The sequence below is a fragment of the Paraburkholderia sp. AV2 genome, assembly GCF_054968425.1.
On the sequence record NZ_JBANLK010000011.1, the window covers coordinates 1 to 19549 of the forward strand.

15 protein-coding genes are annotated in these 19549 nt (G+C 66.5%); 6 read left to right on the forward strand and 9 right to left on the reverse strand.

Annotation, left to right across the window (positions count from 1 at the left end):
- Positions 1 to 143: 143 nt before the first annotated feature.
- Complete coding sequence (locus V8683_RS10575) at positions 144 to 1412, reverse strand: MFS transporter (RefSeq protein WP_411191041.1); 1269 nt, start codon at positions 1410 to 1412, stop codon at positions 144 to 146.
- A 305-nt stretch (positions 1413 to 1717) separates the two neighbouring features.
- Entirely contained in the window at positions 1718 to 2842 is a 1125-nt protein-coding gene (locus tag V8683_RS10580; RefSeq protein ID WP_411191042.1) for a malate/lactate/ureidoglycolate dehydrogenase, read from the reverse strand.
- 346 nt (positions 2843 to 3188) lie between these two features.
- Here V8683_RS10580 and V8683_RS10585 point away from each other — a divergent pair, with 346 nt between their 5' ends.
- Together V8683_RS10585 and V8683_RS10590 are read left to right on the forward strand one after the other, a co-directional pair.
- Complete coding sequence (locus tag V8683_RS10585) at positions 3189 to 3983, forward strand: DeoR/GlpR family DNA-binding transcription regulator (protein ID WP_411191044.1); 795 nt, start codon at positions 3189 to 3191, stop codon at positions 3981 to 3983.
- Positions 3980 to 5161, forward strand: coding sequence for an MFS transporter (locus tag V8683_RS10590; protein WP_411191045.1), 1182 nt, complete (start codon positions 3980 to 3982; stop codon positions 5159 to 5161). The genes V8683_RS10585 and V8683_RS10590 overlap by 4 nt, the downstream gene beginning before the upstream one ends.
- A 49-nt stretch (positions 5162 to 5210) precedes the next feature.
- On the opposite strand, the gene V8683_RS10595 is transcribed toward V8683_RS10590, so the two are convergent.
- Positions 5211 to 5678, reverse strand: a complete 468-nt coding sequence (locus tag V8683_RS10595; RefSeq protein WP_411191046.1) for a universal stress protein — start codon at positions 5676 to 5678, stop codon at positions 5211 to 5213.
- A gap of 206 nt (positions 5679 to 5884) precedes the next feature.
- Here V8683_RS10595 and V8683_RS10600 point away from each other — a divergent pair, with 206 nt between their 5' ends.
- Positions 5885 to 6292 (forward strand): PAS domain-containing protein, encoded by a 408-nt coding sequence (locus tag V8683_RS10600; RefSeq protein ID WP_411191047.1) that lies wholly within the window; start codon positions 5885 to 5887, stop codon positions 6290 to 6292.
- 222 nt (positions 6293 to 6514) lie between these two features.
- Here the strand turns inward: V8683_RS10600 and V8683_RS10605 are convergent, their stop codons facing one another.
- The 3 genes from V8683_RS10605 to nirB are packed head-to-tail and all read right to left on the reverse strand — an operon-like array spanning position 6515 to position 13657.
- A complete protein-coding gene (locus V8683_RS10605; protein WP_411191048.1) occupies positions 6515 to 10672 on the reverse strand; it encodes a molybdopterin-dependent oxidoreductase in 4158 nt (1385 codons plus the stop codon).
- Between the two features lie 44 nt (positions 10673 to 10716).
- Complete coding sequence (gene nirD, locus V8683_RS10610; RefSeq protein WP_411191050.1) at positions 10717 to 11064, reverse strand: nitrite reductase small subunit NirD; 348 nt, start codon at positions 11062 to 11064, stop codon at positions 10717 to 10719.
- A 28-nt stretch (positions 11065 to 11092) separates the two neighbouring features.
- Positions 11093 to 13657, reverse strand: a complete 2565-nt coding sequence (gene nirB, locus V8683_RS10615) for a nitrite reductase large subunit NirB (RefSeq protein WP_411192496.1) — start codon at positions 13655 to 13657, stop codon at positions 11093 to 11095.
- Between the two features lie 670 nt (positions 13658 to 14327).
- Between nirB and cobA the strand changes: the two genes are divergently transcribed.
- Positions 14328 to 15110 (forward strand): uroporphyrinogen-III C-methyltransferase, encoded by a 783-nt coding sequence (gene cobA, locus V8683_RS10620; protein ID WP_411191051.1) that lies wholly within the window; start codon positions 14328 to 14330, stop codon positions 15108 to 15110.
- A 7-nt stretch (positions 15111 to 15117) separates the two neighbouring features.
- Here the strand turns inward: cobA and V8683_RS10625 are convergent, their stop codons facing one another.
- Positions 15118 to 16125 carry a questin oxidase family protein gene (locus V8683_RS10625; RefSeq protein ID WP_411191052.1) on the reverse strand — a complete coding sequence of 336 codons (1008 nt, stop codon included), beginning with the start codon at positions 16123 to 16125 and terminating at the stop codon, positions 15118 to 15120.
- A gap of 84 nt (positions 16126 to 16209) precedes the next feature.
- Between V8683_RS10625 and soxR the strand changes: the two genes are divergently transcribed.
- Together soxR and V8683_RS10635 are read left to right on the forward strand one after the other, a co-directional pair.
- Positions 16210 to 16698, forward strand: a complete 489-nt coding sequence (soxR, locus tag V8683_RS10630) for a redox-sensitive transcriptional activator SoxR (RefSeq protein WP_411191053.1) — start codon at positions 16210 to 16212, stop codon at positions 16696 to 16698.
- A gap of 94 nt (positions 16699 to 16792) precedes the next feature.
- Positions 16793 to 17320 (forward strand): hypothetical protein, encoded by a 528-nt coding sequence (locus V8683_RS10635; protein ID WP_411191054.1) that lies wholly within the window; start codon positions 16793 to 16795, stop codon positions 17318 to 17320.
- Positions 17321 to 17418: 98 nt separating this feature from the next.
- Here V8683_RS10635 and V8683_RS10640 read toward each other — a convergent pair whose 3' ends face one another.
- Both V8683_RS10640 and V8683_RS10645 read right to left on the reverse strand, forming a co-directional pair.
- Positions 17419 to 17619 (reverse strand): hypothetical protein, encoded by a 201-nt coding sequence (locus tag V8683_RS10640; RefSeq protein WP_411191055.1) that lies wholly within the window; start codon positions 17617 to 17619, stop codon positions 17419 to 17421.
- A gap of 87 nt (positions 17620 to 17706) precedes the next feature.
- Positions 17707 to 19549: autotransporter family protein (locus V8683_RS10645; RefSeq protein WP_462880632.1), on the reverse strand; the 1843-nt coding region annotated here is incomplete at its 5' end.

Below are 19549 nucleotides of genomic sequence, written 5' to 3' on the forward strand. Positions count from 1 at the left end.
CCGCGCAGCGTTACGCGCACATGCTTGCGCCGCAACCCGCGTGACGCTTGCCGTGGCGGGGGGCCGGGGCGGCCCGCCACCCCCACCGCCGGGCCCCCCCGCGCCAAGCAGGGAACCCGGGAAAACGAACCGCTTCGGCCTCCTTACTCCGGTTGCTCGCCCGCCGGGAATTCGACCGCCGCCAACCCGCGCCTGGCGAGCCGGGCCGGCGCGGTCTCCACCAGCAGCAGACTTACGACGATGCCGAGCAGCACGGCGCAGATCGGCAGCCAGAGAATGTTCTGAATGCCGAAGTGTTTGGCGACGAAGCCGGCGATCGCGGGCGCCACGCCACCGCCGAAGATCTCGCCCGCGCCCACCACCACGCCAATCGAGGTCGAGACCATGCCCACCGGCGCCGCTTCCGTCGCGATGGGTCCGGACAGCAGCGAGACGAGGCCAAGCGTGAAGAACGCCGCGACGAACAGCGTCGCGAACAGGGCGACCGGCTGGGCACCGAGTCCGCGGAACACGTAGAGCACGACGGCCGTGCCCGCGAAACCGACGATGCTCGCAATGCGCCGCCCGGTGAGATCGGAGAGGCCGGGCAAGCCGAACTGGCCGACGAACCCGCCAAAGCCGATGGCCGAAACGATCACGCCCATGTGCTGCGTATCGATCGAAAGGTATTCGGTGAGATAGAGCGGCATCATGGCGCCGAGCACGAACACGCCCGTCATGGCACAAAAGAGCGCGGCCATCGCAACGGGAATGTTGCGGCTCTTCAGCACGTCGCGCCAGTGGCCGCGCTCGCGCTGCACCGCCACGCGCACCGCTGTCCGGGTCTGCGCCGCCTTCGGTTCGCGAATCACGCGGAACATGAGCAAGCCAAGAATCAGCCCCGGAATCGACACGAGCGCGAACACCCAGCGCCACGTGACCACGTTCAGCAGTTGCGTCGCGATGATCGGCGACAGCGCGAGCCCGAACAGCGCGAAGCCGCTTTGCTGGAGCCCGAGGTTGAAGCCGCGGCGCCTGGGATGCGAGGCGTCCGCAGTCGCGGCGAAGCTCGTCGGGCAGAACGAGCCCTCGGCCACGCCCATCAGCGCGCGCACGGCCAGCAGGCTCGCGAGGCCGCCCGCGAGGCCCGAGAAACCGGACAACAGAGAAAACGCGAGGATCGCGGGAATCAGCACCTTGCGCCGCCCGATCTTGTCGGAAATGCCGCCCATCAGCGCCGCGAAGACGCCCCACGAAAGCCCGAGTATGCCGATGCAGTTGCCGACGTCCTGCGCATCCAGATGCAGGTCCTTCATGATGGACGGAAAGAGCGGCGCGATCAGCCACCGGTCGAGGCCCACGAGGCCGAATCCCAGCGCCAGCAGCGCAACGGCCTTCCATTCGTAGGCCACGTCCCAATCGTTCGATTTCATCTGTGTCTCCTTGAATCGACACGGCATCGGGACCGCCCCGGCTTCGTGCGTCGATGGCGCAAAGATAGGGGCAAGGGCAACACGGCAGGAACGGGATAACGACCGAATACGTCATTCGCGGATCGCGAACAATCGCGGCGACTCACTGCCGGATTGCGGCCGTACAAGGCGGCCGGCGACGCGTCATGCGTCACGGCCGGCGTGATGCGTCCAACCCAGGATAACTACGGGTAGACGCGGAGAAGACGGGAAAGCGGTAGGCCTGAATGTTCGCCGGAAGCGCCTGCCATGGGCTCTCGCCCGCGCTACTGCGGGGCCCGCTGGCCGCCGCACGCGTCGATGTCGCGTTCCGCCACGCCCACCATGCGCGCGGCGTCGACGATCTGCGCCCAGCTCGTCGCATCGACAGGAATGCCGCGCTCGCCGCGCGTGCGCCGCGTCGCATCCTCGCGCTCGCCGGGCAACAGCACGTCCTCCACGCCCGGTTCGCGGCGCGTGGCCTTCAGCCACGCCACGAACGCCTCGGCTTCGCTATCGCGTGCCGGCGCATCGAACGCGTCCGGATCGACGATCACCGAGGTCATGCAGTTGACGATCGCATGACTCGTGACGATGGTCTCGGTATGCGAAGTAAAGCCGCCGCTCAGCGCCCCGGCGAGCAGCTCGCACATCGCCGCGAGCCCCGAGCCTTTATGGCCGGCCACGGCGCCGCCGAACGCCCGCAGCGCGCCGTGCTGCGCCTCGGAGAAGAGCGCGCCGGGGTCGCGGGTCGGCCGGCCGTCCTGGTCGATCAGGGTCTCGTGCGGCACCTCGACGCCCTTGTTGTAGGCCACGCGCACCTTGCCCGCCGCAATCGCGCTCGTGGCGAAGTCAAGCACGATGGGCGCTCGCCCCGGGCGCACGAACGCGGCGCAGAACGGGTTGGTGCCGAAGCGCCGGTCGATGCCGCCGAACGGCGCGACGAGCGGGTCGCCAGCCACGTTGACGAAGTGAAACGATACGAGCCCGGCGCGCGCGCACTGCTCGGCCCAGTGGCCGATGCGGCCGATGTGATGCGCGTCGCGCAGGCCCACCGCGCAAATGCCGAACGCCTTCGCGCGCTCGATACCGCGCTCCATAGCCTCGAACGCGACCACCTGCCCAAAGCCCCGCCCGCCTTCCATCGTCAGGACCGCGCCCGCGTCGCGCACAAGCTCCACGTGCGCGTTGAGCTTCAGCTCGCCCTCGCGGCACGACAGTACGTAGCGCGGAATCATGCCCACGCCGTGCGAGTCGTGTCCGGCCAGGTTGGCCCCGACGAGATGGTCGGCCACCAGCGTTGCCTCACGCCGCTCGCTGCCGGCGGCGCGCCAGATGGCGACGACGAATGCGTGCAGCGCTTGCGCATCGATGACGACTTCGGAGCCCGCGGGGAAGGCGGCGTTCGGCATGGGATGACCCTCTCAGATATGGGTAATGAAAGAAAACATCGATCCAGTCCACCGTGGCAAAGGTACTTGATCGAGAGATCGTCGTCGAGACCTTGCTTCTATCCTTCGCGAACAGAATGCACGAGGGCGATCGCGGTGAGCAGCGTATTTTCGACGGCCGTGGCTCGGGATTTTTCAGCCTCGTTATCTACGCATTCCCCGGCTTGTTTACACCCGCACGCCCGAAAGCCCGTTTTTACGCCCAACGGCATCTGTTTGCATCCCTCTCTCGTTTACGATACTTTATGCTCGTTTTTGATCGATTCCCATCCGAAGAACCGGCGGAACCGAAACCCGAGACGAGCCTATGCAACGAACCCGAACGGAAGCCCTGGCAGGGCTCATGCCCGACGAGCGCGAGCGGCTGATTCTCGAGCGCCTGCGCAACGACGGCCGCGTGCTGGCCGCCCAGCTCGCCACGGAGCTCAACACCTCCGAGCACACCGTCCGCCGCCACCTGCGCGACCTGGCGGACGCCGGCCACTGCAAACGCGTCTACGGCGGCGCGCTGCTCGCCTCGCCGGCCGATCGGCCGCTCGCGGCACGCATGCAGGAAGACCCGCAGGCGAAGGCGCGGCTTGCGGGCGTGGCGGCATCGATCGTGCAGCACGGCCAGGTCATCCTGCTCGACGTCGGTTCGACCAATGCGGAAATCGCGGCCGCGCTGCCCGATCATGCCGACCTCACCGTGATCACCACTTCGCCCGAAGTCTGCGTGCGCCTCGTGCATCGCCCCGGTTTCAAGGTCGTCCTCATCGGCGGGTCCATCGGGCCGCGCGTGGGCGGCGCCGTCGGAGCGACGGCGCTGGCCCAACTCCAGCAGATACGCGCCGATCTCTGCTTCGTCGGCGTCTGCGCGCTCGATCCGGCCGAAGGCCTCGCCGCATTCGATGCCGACGATGCGGAGATGAAGCGCGCGATGATTCGCGCAAGCGGCCTCACCGCCGCCGCCGTCACGTCCGCGAAGCTGATGCGCTCCGCGCCGTTTACGGTCGCCCCCGTGGCCGGGCTCGACTACCTGATCGTCGAGCCCGAGGTCCAGCGCACGCATCTCGCGCAACTGCGCAAGGTCTGCGACAACGTTCTGGTGGCTCGCTCATGAACCTCGTCAAGGAACGATGCGCCACGGTCGCCGTGTTCTTCGCGAACGGCTTCGCGATCGGCGCGTGGGCGGTGGAAGTCCCGCGCGTGAAGGAAAAGCTCGCGCTGTCCGACACGGCGCTCGGTATCGCCCTCTTCGCGTTCGCGCTGGGCGCGATCGTTGCGATGCCGCTGGCCGGCCGGTTCGCGGCGAAACTCGGCAGCGGCCGCACCACCGCGCTGCTGGGCGCGCTCTTCATCGTTGCGTTCCCGCTGCCGGCGCTGGTGCCCGATTTCGCATTGCTATGCCTGGCACTGCTTTTCTTCGGCGCGACCAACGGCGCGCTCGACGTATCGATGAACGGTCATGCGAGCGCGATCGAGACTGCGTGGCGCGCACCGATCATGTCGTCGTTTCATGCGGCCTGGAGCGCGGGCGGTCTGGTCGGCGCGGCCACCGGCACGATGCTGCAGAAGCTCGGCGTGGGCGTGACGGGCAGCCTCGCGTTGCCGGACGTGCTCGTCGGCCTGCTGATCGCAGGCGCGATGGTTGCCGCGCTGCGCGACATCGGACCGCGTCTTGCCAGGGCCACGGGTTTCGCGCTGCCCACTCGCGCCGTGATGAAGCTCGCGGCGCTCGCCTTTCTCTGCATGATGATGGAGGGCGCGGTGGCCGACTGGAGCGCCGTGTTTCTGCGCTCGGTACTGCCGTACGATGCGGCAAGCGCGGGGCTCGGCTACTCCGCGTTTGCGTTCTCGATGGCGGCGTGCCGCGTGGTCGGCGACGTTTCGGTGCGGCGCCTCGGACCCGGCCGGGTCGTCGCGCTGGGCGGCCTGCTCGCGGCAGCGGGGCTCGCGCTCGTACTCGGGTTGCCGAATCTCGTCACGGCGGTGGCCGGTTTCGCGCTGATCGGCATTGGCCTCGCGAACGTCGTGCCGGTCATTTTCAGCGCCGCGGGACGCTCGACCGAAACGCCGGCAACCGGCGTTTCGATGGCCGCGACCCTTGGTTATGCGGGGTTCCTCGTCGGGCCGCCCGTGATCGGCTTCGGCGCGGGTCTGTTCGGTTTGAGGACGGCGCTGTGCGTGCTGCTGCTCGCCGCCGTGACCGTCGGTCTCGCGGGGGCGCGAGCCGTGCGCAACCCGGCTTCCGTCGCCAATGCCCCGGCGGAACGCCGAGCGCTCGACGAATGCTCGTGATTGGTTAGCATAACGAACGATGACGAACGGCGAACGCCGGCCGCGCCGCTCATGCTGCCCGGTGAAGCGGCACCTCGGCCGCCGGCACTTCGGGTCCAGGCACCACCAGCACGTTGCAGCTCACACGATCGAGCAACAGCCTATCGTCGCGCCCGTCCCACCAACGCGCGAACGCGCCCCTGCGGTGATGCCCCAGCACCACGAGGTCGGGGTTCAGCTCCGCCACGAACCGGGCAATCACGTCGACGGGGTTGCCCACGGCGAAGTGGCCTGTCGCCACAAGTCCGCTGCCGCTCAGACATTCCACGCCTTCGCGCAGCACGTCGTTCGCCGTCTGCTCGGCCAGATCGACCGGCATCGCGAAACCGACGTCGGCACCCCATTGCCCCGGCTCCCGTTCGAGCACGGCGAGCAGATGGGCCTGCGCCGCGTAGTGCCGCGCCAGATCCGCACCTTCGCGCAAGGCTCGGCGCCCTTCCCGCGTTGCGTCGTAGCAGAGCAGAATACGCCTGAACATTCGATTCCTCCGGCGGGATCGAGCCCGCCATGCGGGCGGGGCCGCCCCCGCGCTTCCCACGCCGTGCCGCTTCGACACCGGCGTTTCGCGAGCCTGACTGCCTCGTATTCGCGGGGGTTGCCTCCATTATAGATCACGCTGTGACATATAATGATCCCGCCCTACGGGTGCGCTGTCCCGTGGCCAACTCAGGTCAGGAGCCGACCATGCTTGCAGAATGGATACTCGAACAGACGACCGACGCCCTCATCTATGCAAGCCGCGACGGCATGATCGCGCGCTGGAACGAGGCGGCGAGCCGGCTATTCGGCTACGCGCGCGATGAAGCGCTCGGGCAGAGCCTCGACCTCATCATCCCGGAGCCTCTGCGGGGGCCGCACTGGAAGGGATTCGACGCCGCAATGGCGAGCGGCGTGACCCGGCTCGGCGGGCGTCCGTCCTTGACCCGCGCCGCGCACAAGAGCGGGCGGAAGCTTTACCTCGAAATGTCCTTTGCGCTCGTCAAGGACGACGCGGGGCAAGTGGCCGGCTCGGTCGCCATCGCGCGCGACGTGACGGAGCGCGTCGAGCGCGAACGGGCCGCGCGCAACGCCTCGCCGCCGCCCTCTCCCTGAGACCGCAGGGACGCGCGCCGGTCACGCCGGCTCGCGCCGCGTCCGCGAAGCGCTGCGGGGCGCCAGTCGGCCGACGCGCGTTGCCGGTCGTCATCGCGCTCTTCGAGCGCTGCCGGCGCCGGGAGCGCTTCAGCCGTCCTGTCCTGCGACGGGGTATCGAAAGCGTACGCCAGATACGCGTAGAACTGCCTCCACTTCATGGATCTCGGTCTCCCCGGTGTGTCAGTAAACGTCGCGCACGTAACGCTTTTCCCGCGCAAGCGCACTGACGAATTCCTGCGTCGCGTCGGCGTCCATGCCGCCATGCGCCGCAACGATATCCCGGAGCGCGGCGTCCACGTCTTTCGCCATGCGGCTCGCGTCGCCGCACACGTACAGGTGCGCGCCCTCCTGCAGCCACGCCCACAACTGCGCGCCCTGCTCGCGCATGCGGTCCTGCACGTAGATCTTGTCGCTCTGGTCGCGCGAGAACGCGAGGTCGAGCCGCGCGAGGTGGCCGTCGCCGTGCATCGCTTCGAGTTCCTCACGGTAGTAGAAGTCCGTTGCCGCATGCTGCTCGCCGAAAAACAGCCAGTTGCGGCCGCGATCGCCGCGCGCGCGCCGCTCGTGCAGGAAAGCGCGGAACGGCGCGACGCCGGTGCCGGGACCGACCATGATCATGGGCGTATCGCCGTGGCGCGGCGGCCGAAAATGCGTGCTTTTCTGCACGAACACCGGCACGCTGCCCGCCTCGGCGCGGTCGGCGAGGAAGGTCGAGGCCACGCCCTTGCGTTCGCGCCGGCCGTTGCTGTAGCGCACCGCCGAGACGGTGAGATGCACTTCCCCCTCATGGGCCTTGGGGCTCGACGAGATCGAATACAGGCGCGGCTGCAGCCGCTTGAGCATGCCCAGCAGTTCGGCCGCCGAGAGTTCGACGGGGAACTCGTGGAGCACGTCGGCAAGCTGCTGCCCCCAGAGCCAGTCGCGCAGGTCGATCCTGCGCTCTTCGGCCAGCAGGTCGGCAAGGCCGCCCGAGCGCGTGCGCGAGGCGATGAAGCGCAGCGCGTCAGGGCCGGGGCGCGCGATCTCGTAGTGCCGGCCCAGCGCATCGGCAAGGCGCATCTCGCCCACGCCGCTCACGCTCACCGGCGCCTCGGCGGAAAGGCGCGTGAGCGCAAGCACTTCGTCCACGAGCACCGGGCAGTTGGTGGGCCATACGCCCAGCGCGTCGCCGGCTTCGTATTCGAGCCCCGCCTCGCCCGCCGCGAGCGCCGCGAGCGCGAAGTAGCGCGTGTCCTTCGCCGCGCCCTTGCGGTTCAGGCGCACGTTCTTCACGAGACGCGACGATGCCGGGCGGGCCTTCGTCGGTGCGCAGCCGGGCAGTACTTCAGGAATCGCGCCGTTGGGCGGCACCGCATGCAGCGCGGCATCGTCCGCCTTGATGCGCGCGACGACCCGCTCGAACCAGGCATCGGCGGCGGGCTGGAACTCGGCGTCGCAGTCGGTGCGCGCGAAAAGGCGCACGGCACCCAGCGCTTCGAGGCGGGCGTCGAGGTTGCGGCCATGGCCGCAGAACTGGTCGTAGTTGCGGTCGCCGAACGCCAGCACCGCGTAGCGCAGCGTGTCGAGACGCGGCGCGTTGTCCGCCTTGAGCGCACTCCAGAATGCCTCGCCGTTGTCCGGCGCGTCGCCGTCGCCGAACGTGCTCGTCATCAGGAGTGCATACTGTGCTTTCGAAAAACTGTCGGGCGTATAGTCCGCCATGCAGGCCGTACGGATTTCGAAGCCCGACTCCATCAGTTGCGTCGCGTAGCGCTCGACCAGCGATTCGACGTTGCCCGTTTGCGAGGCCCACAGCAGCACGACCTTCGGGCGCGAGTGCACGATGCGCACGTTGCCTTCGCTCTCATCCGCGCCCGCCGGCCTCGCGAGCCTGTCCGGGGCCGGGGCGCGTGCTTCGTCCGTTCTGCTGAAGAGTCCCGCGAGCAATCCATCGAGCCATGCGCGCGCGGCGTCGGGAAACGGGGCATGGGCCGGCAGTACCGGCACCCCCGCGGCCTGCCCGGCCTTTAGCGTTCGCAGGCCGCCCACGAAGCCGGCCAGGTACTGCCGCTGCACCTCGTTCAAAGCAGGCGCGGCGACCTCGTCGAGGCCGAGGAGCGTTGAAAAAGCGTCGATACGGGACATATCATGTTCCTGCGGCTGTTTGTCTGCATCTTCGGCATCCTCGCCAGCCGGCTCGCGCCCGGGTTCGACGCGGGACAGGGCGACGGTGCAGAACTTCAGTTCGGGCTGCTGGGAAACGGGGTCGATCGCGTCGTTCGTGACGGCGTTCACGCAGAGGTCTTCGCCGAATACGTCGTTCCAGTGCATGGGCGCGAAGCAATTGCCGGGCAGCACGCGCTCGCTGACCACCGCGGGCAGCACCACCCGGCCGCGGCGCGAGCGGACCTCCACGCGGTCTTTCTCCGCGATGCCGAGCGCGCGGGCGTCCTCGGGATGAAGCTCGACGAACGGCCCGGGGTTGAGCCTGTTCAGCATGGCCACCTTGCCGGTCTTGGTCATGGTGTGCCATTGATGCTGGAGGCGCCCGGTGTTGAGGACGACGGGATAGACCTCGTCGGGCAGTTCGGCGGGCGCGGTATGGGGGCGAGCGAAGAACACCGCCTTGCCGCCAGGCGTCGCAAAGGCAATGCGCGGCCGGGTGCCGTCGGCGCGCGCCCGCAAGGTTTGGCTCACGCCGTCGTTCAGGTAGCGCAGCGGGTTGCGATCCTGCTGGGCGTCTGGCGCGCACGGCCATTGCAGCGGCGTTTCGCGTAGCCGCGCGTAGCTCGCGCCGCGCAGGTCGTAGCCCGTCTTCGGGTTCGCGAAGCGCGCGATCTCGTCGAAGACCTCGGCGGCGCTCGCATAGCCGAATGCGTGCGCGTAGCCCATTTCGCAGGCCACGCGCGCGACGATCTGCCAGTCGGCCAGCGCCTCGCCGGGCGGCTCGATGGCCTGCTGCGCGAGCGTCATGTTGCGCTCGGAGTTGATCATCACACCGTCGGCCTCGGCCCACAGCGCGCCGGGCAGCAATACATCGGCGTACTGATTTGTTTCGGTATCGAGAAAGGCGTCCTGCGCGATGACGAGTTCCGCGGCCTTCAAACCGGCCACGACCGTCTGCCGGTTGGCCACCGTCGCCACCGGGTTCGTGCAGATGATCCAGCAGGCCTTGATCTCGCCGGCGGCCATGCGCGAGAACATGTCCACGGTGCCGCCGCCCACCTTCGTGGGCAGCGTGCCCGGCGCAAGGGCCCAGGCCGCTTCGACGAACGCACGGTCCTCCTCCACGAGCACCGAGCGCTGACCGGGCAGGCCCGGCCCCATGTAACCCATCTCGCGCCCGCCCATCGCATTCGGCTGGCCCGTGAGCGAGAACGGCCCGCTGCCGGGGCGGCAGATCTTGCCGGTGGCGAGGTGCAGGTTGCAGATCGCGTTGGTGCTCCATGTGCCGTGGGTGCTCTGGTTCAGCCCCATCGTCCAGCAGCTCATCCACTCCGGCGCTTCGCCTATCCACTGCGCGGCGCGGCGAATGTCGTCCTCCGCGAGGCCCGTGAGGGCCGCCACTTTCTCCGGCGTGTAGTCGGCCAGAAACGCGGGCATGGCGTCCCAGCCCTCGGTGTACTCGTCGATGAAGGCCGCGTCCGTCTGGCCGTTCGCGTGGAGCAGATGCAGGAGGCCGTTAAGCAGCGCGAGATCGGTGCCCGGCCGGATCTGCAGGAAAAGCGAGGCCTTCTCCGCAGTCGCCGTGCGGCGCGGGTCCACCACGATCAGCTTCGCGCCGGCCTTCACGCGGTCCATCATGCGCAGGAACAGGATGGGATGGCAGTCGGCCATGTTCGCACCGATCACGAAGAAGAGATCGGCGCGATCGAAATCCTGATAGGAACCCGGCGGACCGTCCGCGCCCAGCGAGAGCTTGTAGCCGCTGCCCGCGCTCGCCATGCACAGGCGCGAGTTCGACTCGATGTTGTTCGTGCGCACGAAGCCCTTCGCGAGCTTGTTGACGAGATACTGCGCCTCGACCGACATCTGCCCGGAGACATAGAACGACAGCGCATCAGGGCCGTGCGCATCGAGCGTCGCGCGCAGCCGCCGCGCGGTATCCGCAATCGCCTGATCGAGCGCGAGCGGCACCGGGTCCTCGCCGCGCGCATGACGCACGAACGCGCGTTCGAGCCGGCCCGACTTGCGCAGCGCCACGTGCGCCGACGATCCCTTCGTGCACAGCCGGCCGAAATTGGTCGGATGATCGGGGTCGCCCGCGATCTTCGTGACCTGGCCGTCCGCGATCTGCAGGATCATGCCGCAGCCCACGCCGCAGTACGGACACACGCTCTTTACGCTCTTGCTCGTCATGCCTTGCGCTCGATATCGGCGTTGGAAGGGACCGGGGGCGAACCTCAGGCAGCCACGTAAACCTCGCCGTTCACCACACGCGTCGCATACGGGCTGACCGACTGCTGCGGCGCTTCGAGGCACTCGCCGGTAGCCAGATCGAAGTGATGCTTGTAGATCGGCGAGGCCACGACGATGCGTTCGCCGAGATTCCCCACGAGACCGCGCGACAGCACGGCAGCCTGCGAGTTGGGATCGTAGTTGCCGATGGCGAAGACGCGCGCGGCGCCGTCGTCCACATGAAACACGGCCACCTGCTCGCCGTTCACGAGCGCACACACGCCCGTGTTCGGCACGATATCGTCGAGCCGGCACACCGAAGTCCAGTGCGCGGGAAGGGTTTGATCGCTCATTTCGCTCTCCTGTTGAGAAGGACAAGGTTCAGACAGCTTCGACGACAACCGGAATCTCTTCCAGCACGGCATATGCCGCGCCCCTGGGTTCGACCGCACGCTCGGCCGGCGTGGCCGGACGGATCTGGCCGCGCTCCTCGACGAAGCGCACGTGCTGATCGCCCGCCTCGCTATTGACGAAGTGACGAAAGCGCCGCCGCGTATCCGGGTCGGTCACGGCCTTTTTCCATTCGCACTCGTAGGTCTCGACCACGTGCTGCATCTCGCTTTCGAGCTCGGCTGCAAGGCCGAGCCTGTTGTGCACCACCACGTCGATCAGATACTCGAGACCGCCCTCGAGGTTGTCGCGCCATACGCTCGTGCGCTGCAGGCGGTCGGCCGTGCGCACGTAGAACATCAGGAAGCGGTCGACGTAGCGGATCAGCGTGGCCTTGTCGAGGTCCGAGGCGAGCAGTTCCGCGTGACGCGGTTTCATGCCGCCGTTGCCGCAGACATAGAGATTCCAGCCCTTCTCCGTCGCGATCACGCCGATATCCTTGCCCTGCGCCTCGGCGCACTCGCGCGTGCAGCCCGAGACGCCGAACTTGATCTTGTGCGGCGCGCGCAAGCCCTTGTAGCGGTTCTCGATCTCGATGGCGAGGCCCACCGAATCGCCCACGCCGTAGCGGCACCACGTGGAGCCCACGCACGACTTCACGGTGCGCACCGCCTTGCCGTAGGCATGTCCCGATTCGAAGCCCGCCGCGATCAACGCTTCCCAGATCGCGGGCAACTGCTCGACGCGCGCCCCGAACAGATCCACGCGCTGGCCGCCCGTGATCTTCGTATACAGCCCGTACTGCTTCGCGACCTGCCCCACCGCGATCAACCCCTCCGGCGTCACCTCGCCGCCAGCCATGCGCGGCACGACCGAATAGGTGCCGTCGCGCTGGATGTTGGCGAGGTAGTAATCGTTGGAGTCCTGAAGACCTGCATGTTCCTTCTTGAGCACGAATTCGTTCCAGCACGACGCGAGAATGCCGGCCACGGCGGGCTTGCAAACGTCGCAGCCCAGCCCTTGCCCATGCTTCGCGAGCAGTTCGGAGAAGGTCTTGATGCCCTCCACGCGCACGATGTGATAGAGCTCCTGGCGCGAATAGCGGAAGTGCTCGCACAAATGGTTGTTGACGGCGAGCCCCTGGCGCTGCATCTCCGACTTCATGACCTGAGTCACGAGCGGCACGCAGCCGCCGCACGAAGTCCCCGCGCAGGTGGCGCTCTTCACCGCCGCGATGGTCGTCGAGCCCTCGCGCACCGCCGCGCAGATCTGCGCCTTCGAAACGTTGTTGCACGAGCAAATCTGCGCGCCGTCGGGCAGCGCCTCCACGCCGAGAGCCGGCCTGGCCTTGCCGCCGGACTCGGGAAGAATCAGGAATTCGGGGGCTTCGGGAAGCTCGATGCGGTTGAGCATCATCTGCTGCAGCGTGCCGTAGTCGCCTGCGTCGCCCACCATCACCGCGCCGAGCAGTTGCTTGCCGCATTCGGACACGACGATTTTCTTGTAGACCTGGCGGCGCTCGTCGGCATAACGGTACGCGCGGCTACCCGGCGTTTTCCCATGCGCGTCGCCCAGGCTCGCCACGTCCACGCCCATCAGCTTGAGTTTCGTGCTCATGTCGGCGCCGGCAAAGCCCGCTTCCTCGCCCGCCAGCGCCTTCGCCGCGACGCGGGCCATGTCGTAGCCCGGCGCGACGAGGCCGAAGGTCTGGCCGCGCCACGACGCACATTCGCCGATTGCGTAGATGTCCGTATCGCTCGTGCGGCACTGGTCGTCGATCGCCACGCCACCGCGCGCACCGAGGTCGAGGCCGCAGGCCCGCGCAATCTCGTCGCGCGGGCGAATGCCGGCCGAGAACACGATCATGTCCGCTTCGAGGTGCGAGCCGTCGGCGAATACCATGCGGTTCGCCGCCGTTTCGCCGTCGACGATCGCCGTAGTCTGCTTCTGCGTGTGCACGGTCACGCCCAGTTCCTCGATCTTGCCGCGCAGCACGCGGCCGCCGTCGTCGTCCACCTGCACGGCCATGAGGCGCGGTGCGAATTCGACCACATGGGTTTCGAGCCCCATGTCTCGCAGCGCCTTCGCGCATTCGAGGCCGAGCAGCCCGCCGCCCACCACCACGCCCGTACGGGCGCGCGCGCCGCGGGCCTGCATCGCTTCGAGGTCTTCGATAGTTCGGTAGACGAAACAGTCTGCGCGGTCGTTGCCCGCGATGGGCGGCACGAACGGCGACGAGCCCGTGGCGAGCACGAGCTTGTCGTAATGCAGCGTTTCGCCGTTGGAGACCGTTATGGTGCGCGCCGCACGGTCGACTGAGACCGCCTTCGCGCCGAGCACGAGCCGCACGTCGTCGCGATCGAAGAACCCGGCCTCGACGAGCGAGAGATCCTCGGCCGAAGTGCCCGAAAAGAATGCGGAGAGGTGCACGCGATCGTAAGCCGGACGCGGTTCCTCGCAAAGCACGGTCACCCGCACCTGCGGCGCGCCCTCGGCAAGCAGGCACTCGAGAAACTTGTGGCCCACCATGCCGTGGCCGACAACGACGACTTCCATGACGGAGCCGTCGACTGCAAACGTGGATTGCACCATGCTGAGCACCCTGAAAATAAAAAGGCGTCCCGCGATACCGGCTTGTGAGAAGCCAGATTCGGGGGACGCCATTGCCCTGTTTTACGGTGGCAGATCGAGCGCTGCGGTGCTGCGACGCAGAGGGATCGCCGTTGATCCCTGCCGACCTGTGTCGCGTCAGATAACGCAAACACCGTGCCATACGGTGCCCTGCGGGCTCGAAGGTACAGTTGGCGGGCATTCGCGGCCTTTGTCCGCGAGCCGCTACAAGTGCAGGCATGACGCATCGTGATACGGCGAAGCACAAGATTGGTGCTGTGCAGCACATTCGCTGTGCGATTGCGCGGCCACCCGGTTCACTCGCTTCGCGCGTGCGTGCCCTCGCGGCACGGCCGGCATGGACGCAGCGGTCAACCTGTCTGCATGCTCATGCTGGTCTGAAATTTGCATCACACGTTGCATCCGGCAACGCTGCCGGATGTCGCGCGGGAGTGCCGCAGGCGGTTCGCGCCACTCAGGAAATGTGTCTATCAAAATGTGTCTATCAACCAGGATCAACCAGGACAATGGCGTCCCCTCGCCGAACCCGGCGAGCGGACGCCATTTGTTTTTGACGGCGCGCACGGCCGTGTGTGCCGCACGCAAGAGGACAAACATGATGGCAACGGGCAAGGTCACCTTGTTGAGCGCGGGTCCAGGCGACCTCGACCTGCTCACGCTGAAAGCCGTGAAAGCGCTTGCGAGCGCCGACGTCGTGCTGCTCGACGATCTCGTGAATCCGGAGATCGCAGCGCTCGCCCCCGCCGCGCGCGTGATCCGGGTAGGCAAACGCGGCGGCTGCCGCTCCACGCCCCAAACCTTCATCGAGCGGCTCATGCAACGCTACGCGCGGCGGGGCCTGCACGTCGTGCGCGTGAAAGGCGGCGACGCGCTGCTGTTCGGGCGCGCGGGAGAGGAACTGGGCGCGTTGCAGCGGGCGGGTATCGCCGTCGAGATCGTCAGTGGCGTGTCCTCGGCTTTCGCCGCCGCCGCGAGCCTTGGCGTATCGCTCACGCACCGCGACCACTGCCAGGGGGTGATCTTCGTGACGGCGCATCTACGCGACCACAGCGAACCCGACTGGGTCGCGCTCGCGGCAACCGGCATGACGCTCGCGATCTATATGGGCATGAGCCGCATCGAAAACCTCTGCGCCACGCTTGCGCAGTCGCTGCCGCGCAGCACGCCCGCGGCCGTCGTGCAATGGGCCGGCACGGCCAGCGAGCGGCGCGTGACCGGCACGCTCGCCACCGTCGCGCACGACGCACAAGCGGCCGGGCTGGGCAGCCCCGCCATTATTCTCGTAGGCGATGCGATTGGCGAGGCCATGTCGTTCAAGCGCTTCGAAGCGTTCGAGTCTGCGAGGGATGCTCTCCCTCCTCTGTTGCGACGGGCCTGAATGGCGTCTACGGCATTCCGACGAGCCGCGCCGCCGAAGCCAGATAGCACTCCGACACATTGCGGCGATCTTCGCAAAGACACGTATAGGTCATCTTGACGACATGATCGTCATCTGAAAGCACCGCCAGCCGGCACGCTTCGTTCCAGTCGCCTTCTATGGCCGGCACATCGGGCTCGACGTCCAGGGGCTTGCGCACCGTTGCGTAAGCGGCGCACAGCGCAAACCATAGATCGGGCAGCAATTGCTCGGCCAGCGAGTCGGGCAACCGGGCAAACAGAATGCGGGCGGCGTGCGTGCCCGTGACAGTATGGAGTACTGTGAAATCTGCCGTCCGCCAGTACACGGAGATAGCCGCTCGTGCCATGTCGTCGAGCAACGATGAGGTCGCCGGAGGCGAGAGAACTGCCTGCTGGAACCGGGCATCGCCGGCCACGGCGCGAAGACGCGCCGTTATCGAGTTGCCGTTCACCGGGTCATCGGCCATGGCTCGCGCAACCTCGTAAAACGCGGCGTCGACGCTTTCGGCACGGCGGCTGCCATCGACAGGAATGGCAATCGGCAAATGCGACGAGACCAGCGCAGCCAGGCCCGCAGCCATCTCGCCGGCATGCGCGGCCTCGATGCCGTAAGCCAGCCGGACGAGCGCATGGAACGCGCCCGTTGCGGGTGCGAACGGCACTGCGCTCAGAACCTGGGTGATCACCGGAATGGGGCCGTCGTCCGCCATCCAGTCCAGAAAGCAAAGGCGCAGCGCTCCGAATGCAGCAGGATTGGCGAGTTGGCGCGACCAGTCGCGACGACTGATCGTCACGTCGACGCGTGGCGCGGGCAGCGCGTACTTGCGCTCCCACATCGCGAAGAACTCCCGTAACCGCGACGGAGAAGCTCCCATTCGGGACAACGCAACGAGCGCCATCGGGCAATGGTTGGTCGTCCCCCTGGCTGCCAGATCGAAGCCAGCGTTCGCGTCCAGCAGTTCGTTCAGGGTGGCGTCCATGCGGTCCACTTGCATGATTAAGTCTCCGGGACAGAAAGCGAAGCTGCATTGTGATAGTTCAAGTAAACTTGAAGTCAAGCCCATTCATCCAGAAACGTCATGAAAGACATTTCGATCTCCATCGGCGAGCTCGCCAGACGCTCTGGCGTAGCAACGAGCGCGATCCGCTTCTACGAGGAACAAGGACTGGTCAGCAGTTGCCGGACGGAGGGTGGTCAGCGTCAGTACCGGCGTGAGGCGCTGCGGCGAATCGGTTTCATTCGCGCAGCCCAGGCCGTGGGTTTGAACCTGGCGGAGATTCGTTCGGCACTGGCGACGTTGCCCGGGCAGCGCACGCCGACCAAACAGGACTGGCAACGTCTGTCCCGCACCTGGCAGCCCATGCTGCAGGAGCGAATCGATGCGCTGATCGCGTTGCGCGATCGGCTTGCTTCGTGCGTGGGATGCGGCTGCCTCTCGCTGAAGAGTTGCTCGCTTTATAATCCGGGGGATATCGCGCGAAGTCGAGGAAGCGGCGCCCGATATCTCATGGGCGATAGCTCGCGTGATTTGCTAAACGCGGCTGATCCGGGTGAACCGGAGCGGTGACGCGCCGCCGAAGCCCCTTCTCGCTCGAACCACCTGGTATGCGATTATCGTTATCCCGTCTCCCTACCCAATGCCCATGCCAATCCGGAACACCTTGTCCCGCTACTTGCTGGCGACCTTTCTTGCCTCGCACGGCCTGGCTTGCTTCGCAGCCGCAACGTCCAGCCAGGAAGCGAAGCCTTCGAGTCCGCCGCGCCAGCAGGCCGACGAACACGTTGCGACCTACGGCAACGTACGCTACCAATACACGATCGATTATCCTGCCGACCTGCTGGCCGCCGGCCGTGAAGCGGACGACAGCGACGGCGTCGTCTTTTCGGCGAAATCGGGCACCGCGCAAGTCACCGTCTGGGGCAGGTTCAACGCGAACGACGATACGCCTGCTCAAATCCTGCGCAGCGAAGAACAGGGCCCCTGCGCGGGCGTGCGGGCGAGCTATGAAGTGAGCAAGCGGCATCTCGTGGCCTTTTCGTGCCAGACGCCGACTAACGAAGTCGTCTACGAGAAGATGATCATTCACGGCGATACGCTGGTTGCCGTGCAATTTGTCTATCCTGTCGCGGAGCAGGCAACGTGGTCGCCGGTGATCAAGCAAATGTCGGGGTCGCTGCGTATCGAGTGATTGAAGGCGTTTGTGCGGTGGCAGTGTTGCCCGCGGCCGTAGCTCGGTGGCGCACCGAAACGCCCTCGTGAGCGACCGCTTCAAGACCGGCGTCGCCGCTACCCGCCCGTCTGCGAAGGCACATCGCCCAGCCATTGCATGAATTCGCCCACGTGCTGCGCCCAGAGGTCGGGGCGCGTCATGGTGAAATGGCCCGGCGACGACGGCGTGCCCTGCTGCACCACGTCCCGGCCGTGCTGCAGCGTCGGCACGAGTCGCTCGAGGACATGCAGCGTGTCTCCGCAGTACCCGGAAGCCATCGATCCAGCCGCGCGGCGTTTGCGTATAGTCCGCGTTCTTCCAGTTGGCACTATCGAAGAAGCCGTTTTCCGTCCCGGAATCCGTGACTACCAGGAATATCGATAGCCGGCCTGACCGAAAACGGTGCGCGCGTACTCGCCCCCAATGTTGCGCGCGTACTTGATATTGACGTACAGCTCGGACGACTTGCCCATGCTCGTCGTCACACCCGCGCCCACGTCGTACCAGGTCCTGGCCGGATCGGCCTCGAACGGCGTGCCGCCCACGCTGGTCTGCCCAGGAGAGAGGAAGTCGTGCAGTACGTCGAAGGTCAGATAAGGCGTTGCCGCGCCCGTGCGTCCGTCGTTTTGCAGATTCGCCCGAAACAGCCGGAAGCCCACGCGTCCGCGCAAGCCATTCGTACTGGTGCTGGAAATCGGCGAAACCCCATCGTCTGCCGCATTCATATGCAGGTACTGATAGAGCAACTGCACCTGCGGTTCAATCGCGATGCCCGTCGAACCAGGAAGCAGGAAGGGCTTGCCCACCTCGCCCGAGGCCCCTGCGCTGAAACCGTTCTGGGTTGCCTCGTCGCCGTAGATGTCGCCGTATTTGTTGTAGTAATGCGTAAGTTGGCCTACACCGTCGAAATAGGTGCCGTCAGGCAGATATTTCGTCCAGTAGCCGCCAATGGATTGCGCTTGCGTCTCCACCGAGCCCGTTGCGTCGGACAACTGTGAATCAAGGCTGCGCAGGCTGTCGTCGAAAGTCGCCGACATCGAGCCGAAAGTCACCATCGCGCCCGCATGCGTGCTGCCCCCATTGGCGCCGCGCGCGAGCGTCCAGTCCTTGCCGAACTGCCCGAAGAACGTCTGTTCGCTGGCCGAGAACCCGTTGTTTGAATCGACGTCGAAATTCTCCCCGCTCACACGGCCCCAGACCCCATCATTGTTGTCGGCGCCGGTCTTATTGGCTTGTCCCGCTTCGACGCTTGCGATGTCGCCCACGCGCTCGTTCAACGTCCCCATGATCGTAAAACCGTAGTCGGCATCGAGCAGCGGAGTCAGCGAATAGCCGGCAGCGCCTGGACGATATGCAACGTTCCCGGAAGGCGTGACAGCGCCACTTGCCCCCGACGACGATTCGAACATCGAGCGCAAATACCAGTCGTTAGCGCTCGCAGTACCGCCCTGATACAGCAGATACTGATAGGCACCGCTCTGTATCACATTGCCCATGCGGAAACTGTTCGCCGCCGACGTTCCGTCCACCTGCACAAGCTCGATGCCATCGCCCACCGTCTGCACGCCCGTGCCTGTCGCGTGTACCTGAATGGTCGTGCTGCCACTCGTATTGCCTGTAACGACGAGCTGGTCCGTCTTCGTGGCCGCACCGCCCTGGTTAAGCAGCGTGTTCAGTACCAACTGCCCGTTGGCGCCCGAGTAGTTACCGCCGACCGTCAGCACGTTGCCGATCTGCCCGGACGCAGCCGCCACGTTCACCACACCCTGATTCACCAGATTGCCGCCGATCATGAACGAGCCATTCGCATCGGCCGCAAACGAAGGCAATGCATTGGCGACGGCGATCGTGCCCGCATTGGTCACCGCACCCGCTACCGTGCCATAACCACCGAGCGTTGCGCCGTCTGCCACGGTCGTTGCGCCCGCACCGAGAGCCGCGTTCGCATGCGCGGCATCGCCGACGGCAAGCGTGCCGTCTGAAATGGTCGTGCCTCCGCTGTAGGTGTTCACCGCATTCAGGACCGTGACGCCCGGACCTGTTTGCGTCACGTTGCCCGTGCCGGAAATTGTGCCGCCGAAAGTGAAGCTATCCGAACGATCGAAGGCCAGCGTCCCGTTGTCGGCGACATTGCCGAGAATGCTGCCCGAGGTTCCGCCATTGCCGAACTGCAACGTCCCTGCCGAGATCGTCGTGCCACCGGTGTAG

Excerpts from the sequence above, each read along its gene's own strand:
- V8683_RS10575 (WP_411191041.1), bottom strand. The coding sequence starts at position 1,412 with ATGAAATCGAACGATTGGGACGTGGCCTACGAATGGAAGGCCGTTGCG.
- V8683_RS10580 (WP_411191042.1), bottom strand. The coding sequence starts at position 2,842 with ATGCCGAACGCCGCCTTCCCCGCGGGCTCCGAAGTCGTCATCGATGCG.
- V8683_RS10585 (WP_411191044.1), top strand. The coding sequence starts at position 3,189 with ATGCAACGAACCCGAACGGAAGCCCTGGCAGGGCTCATGCCCGACGAG.
- V8683_RS10590 (WP_411191045.1), top strand. The coding sequence starts at position 3,980 with ATGAACCTCGTCAAGGAACGATGCGCCACGGTCGCCGTGTTCTTCGCG.
- V8683_RS10595 (WP_411191046.1), bottom strand. The coding sequence starts at position 5,678 with ATGTTCAGGCGTATTCTGCTCTGCTACGACGCAACGCGGGAAGGGCGC.
- V8683_RS10600 (WP_411191047.1), top strand. The coding sequence starts at position 5,885 with ATGCTTGCAGAATGGATACTCGAACAGACGACCGACGCCCTCATCTAT.
- V8683_RS10605 (WP_411191048.1), bottom strand. The coding sequence starts at position 10,672 with ATGACGAGCAAGAGCGTAAAGAGCGTGTGTCCGTACTGCGGCGTGGGC.
- nirD (WP_411191050.1), bottom strand. The coding sequence starts at position 11,064 with ATGAGCGATCAAACCCTTCCCGCGCACTGGACTTCGGTGTGCCGGCTC.
- nirB (WP_411192496.1), bottom strand. The coding sequence starts at position 13,657 with ATGGAAGTCGTCGTTGTCGGCCACGGCATGGTGGGCCACAAGTTTCTC.
- cobA (WP_411191051.1), top strand. The coding sequence starts at position 14,328 with ATGATGGCAACGGGCAAGGTCACCTTGTTGAGCGCGGGTCCAGGCGAC.
- V8683_RS10625 (WP_411191052.1), bottom strand. The coding sequence starts at position 16,125 with ATGCAAGTGGACCGCATGGACGCCACCCTGAACGAACTGCTGGACGCG.
- soxR (WP_411191053.1), top strand. The coding sequence starts at position 16,210 with ATGAAAGACATTTCGATCTCCATCGGCGAGCTCGCCAGACGCTCTGGC.
- V8683_RS10640 (WP_411191055.1), bottom strand. The coding sequence starts at position 17,619 with ATGGCTTCCGGGTACTGCGGAGACACGCTGCATGTCCTCGAGCGACTC.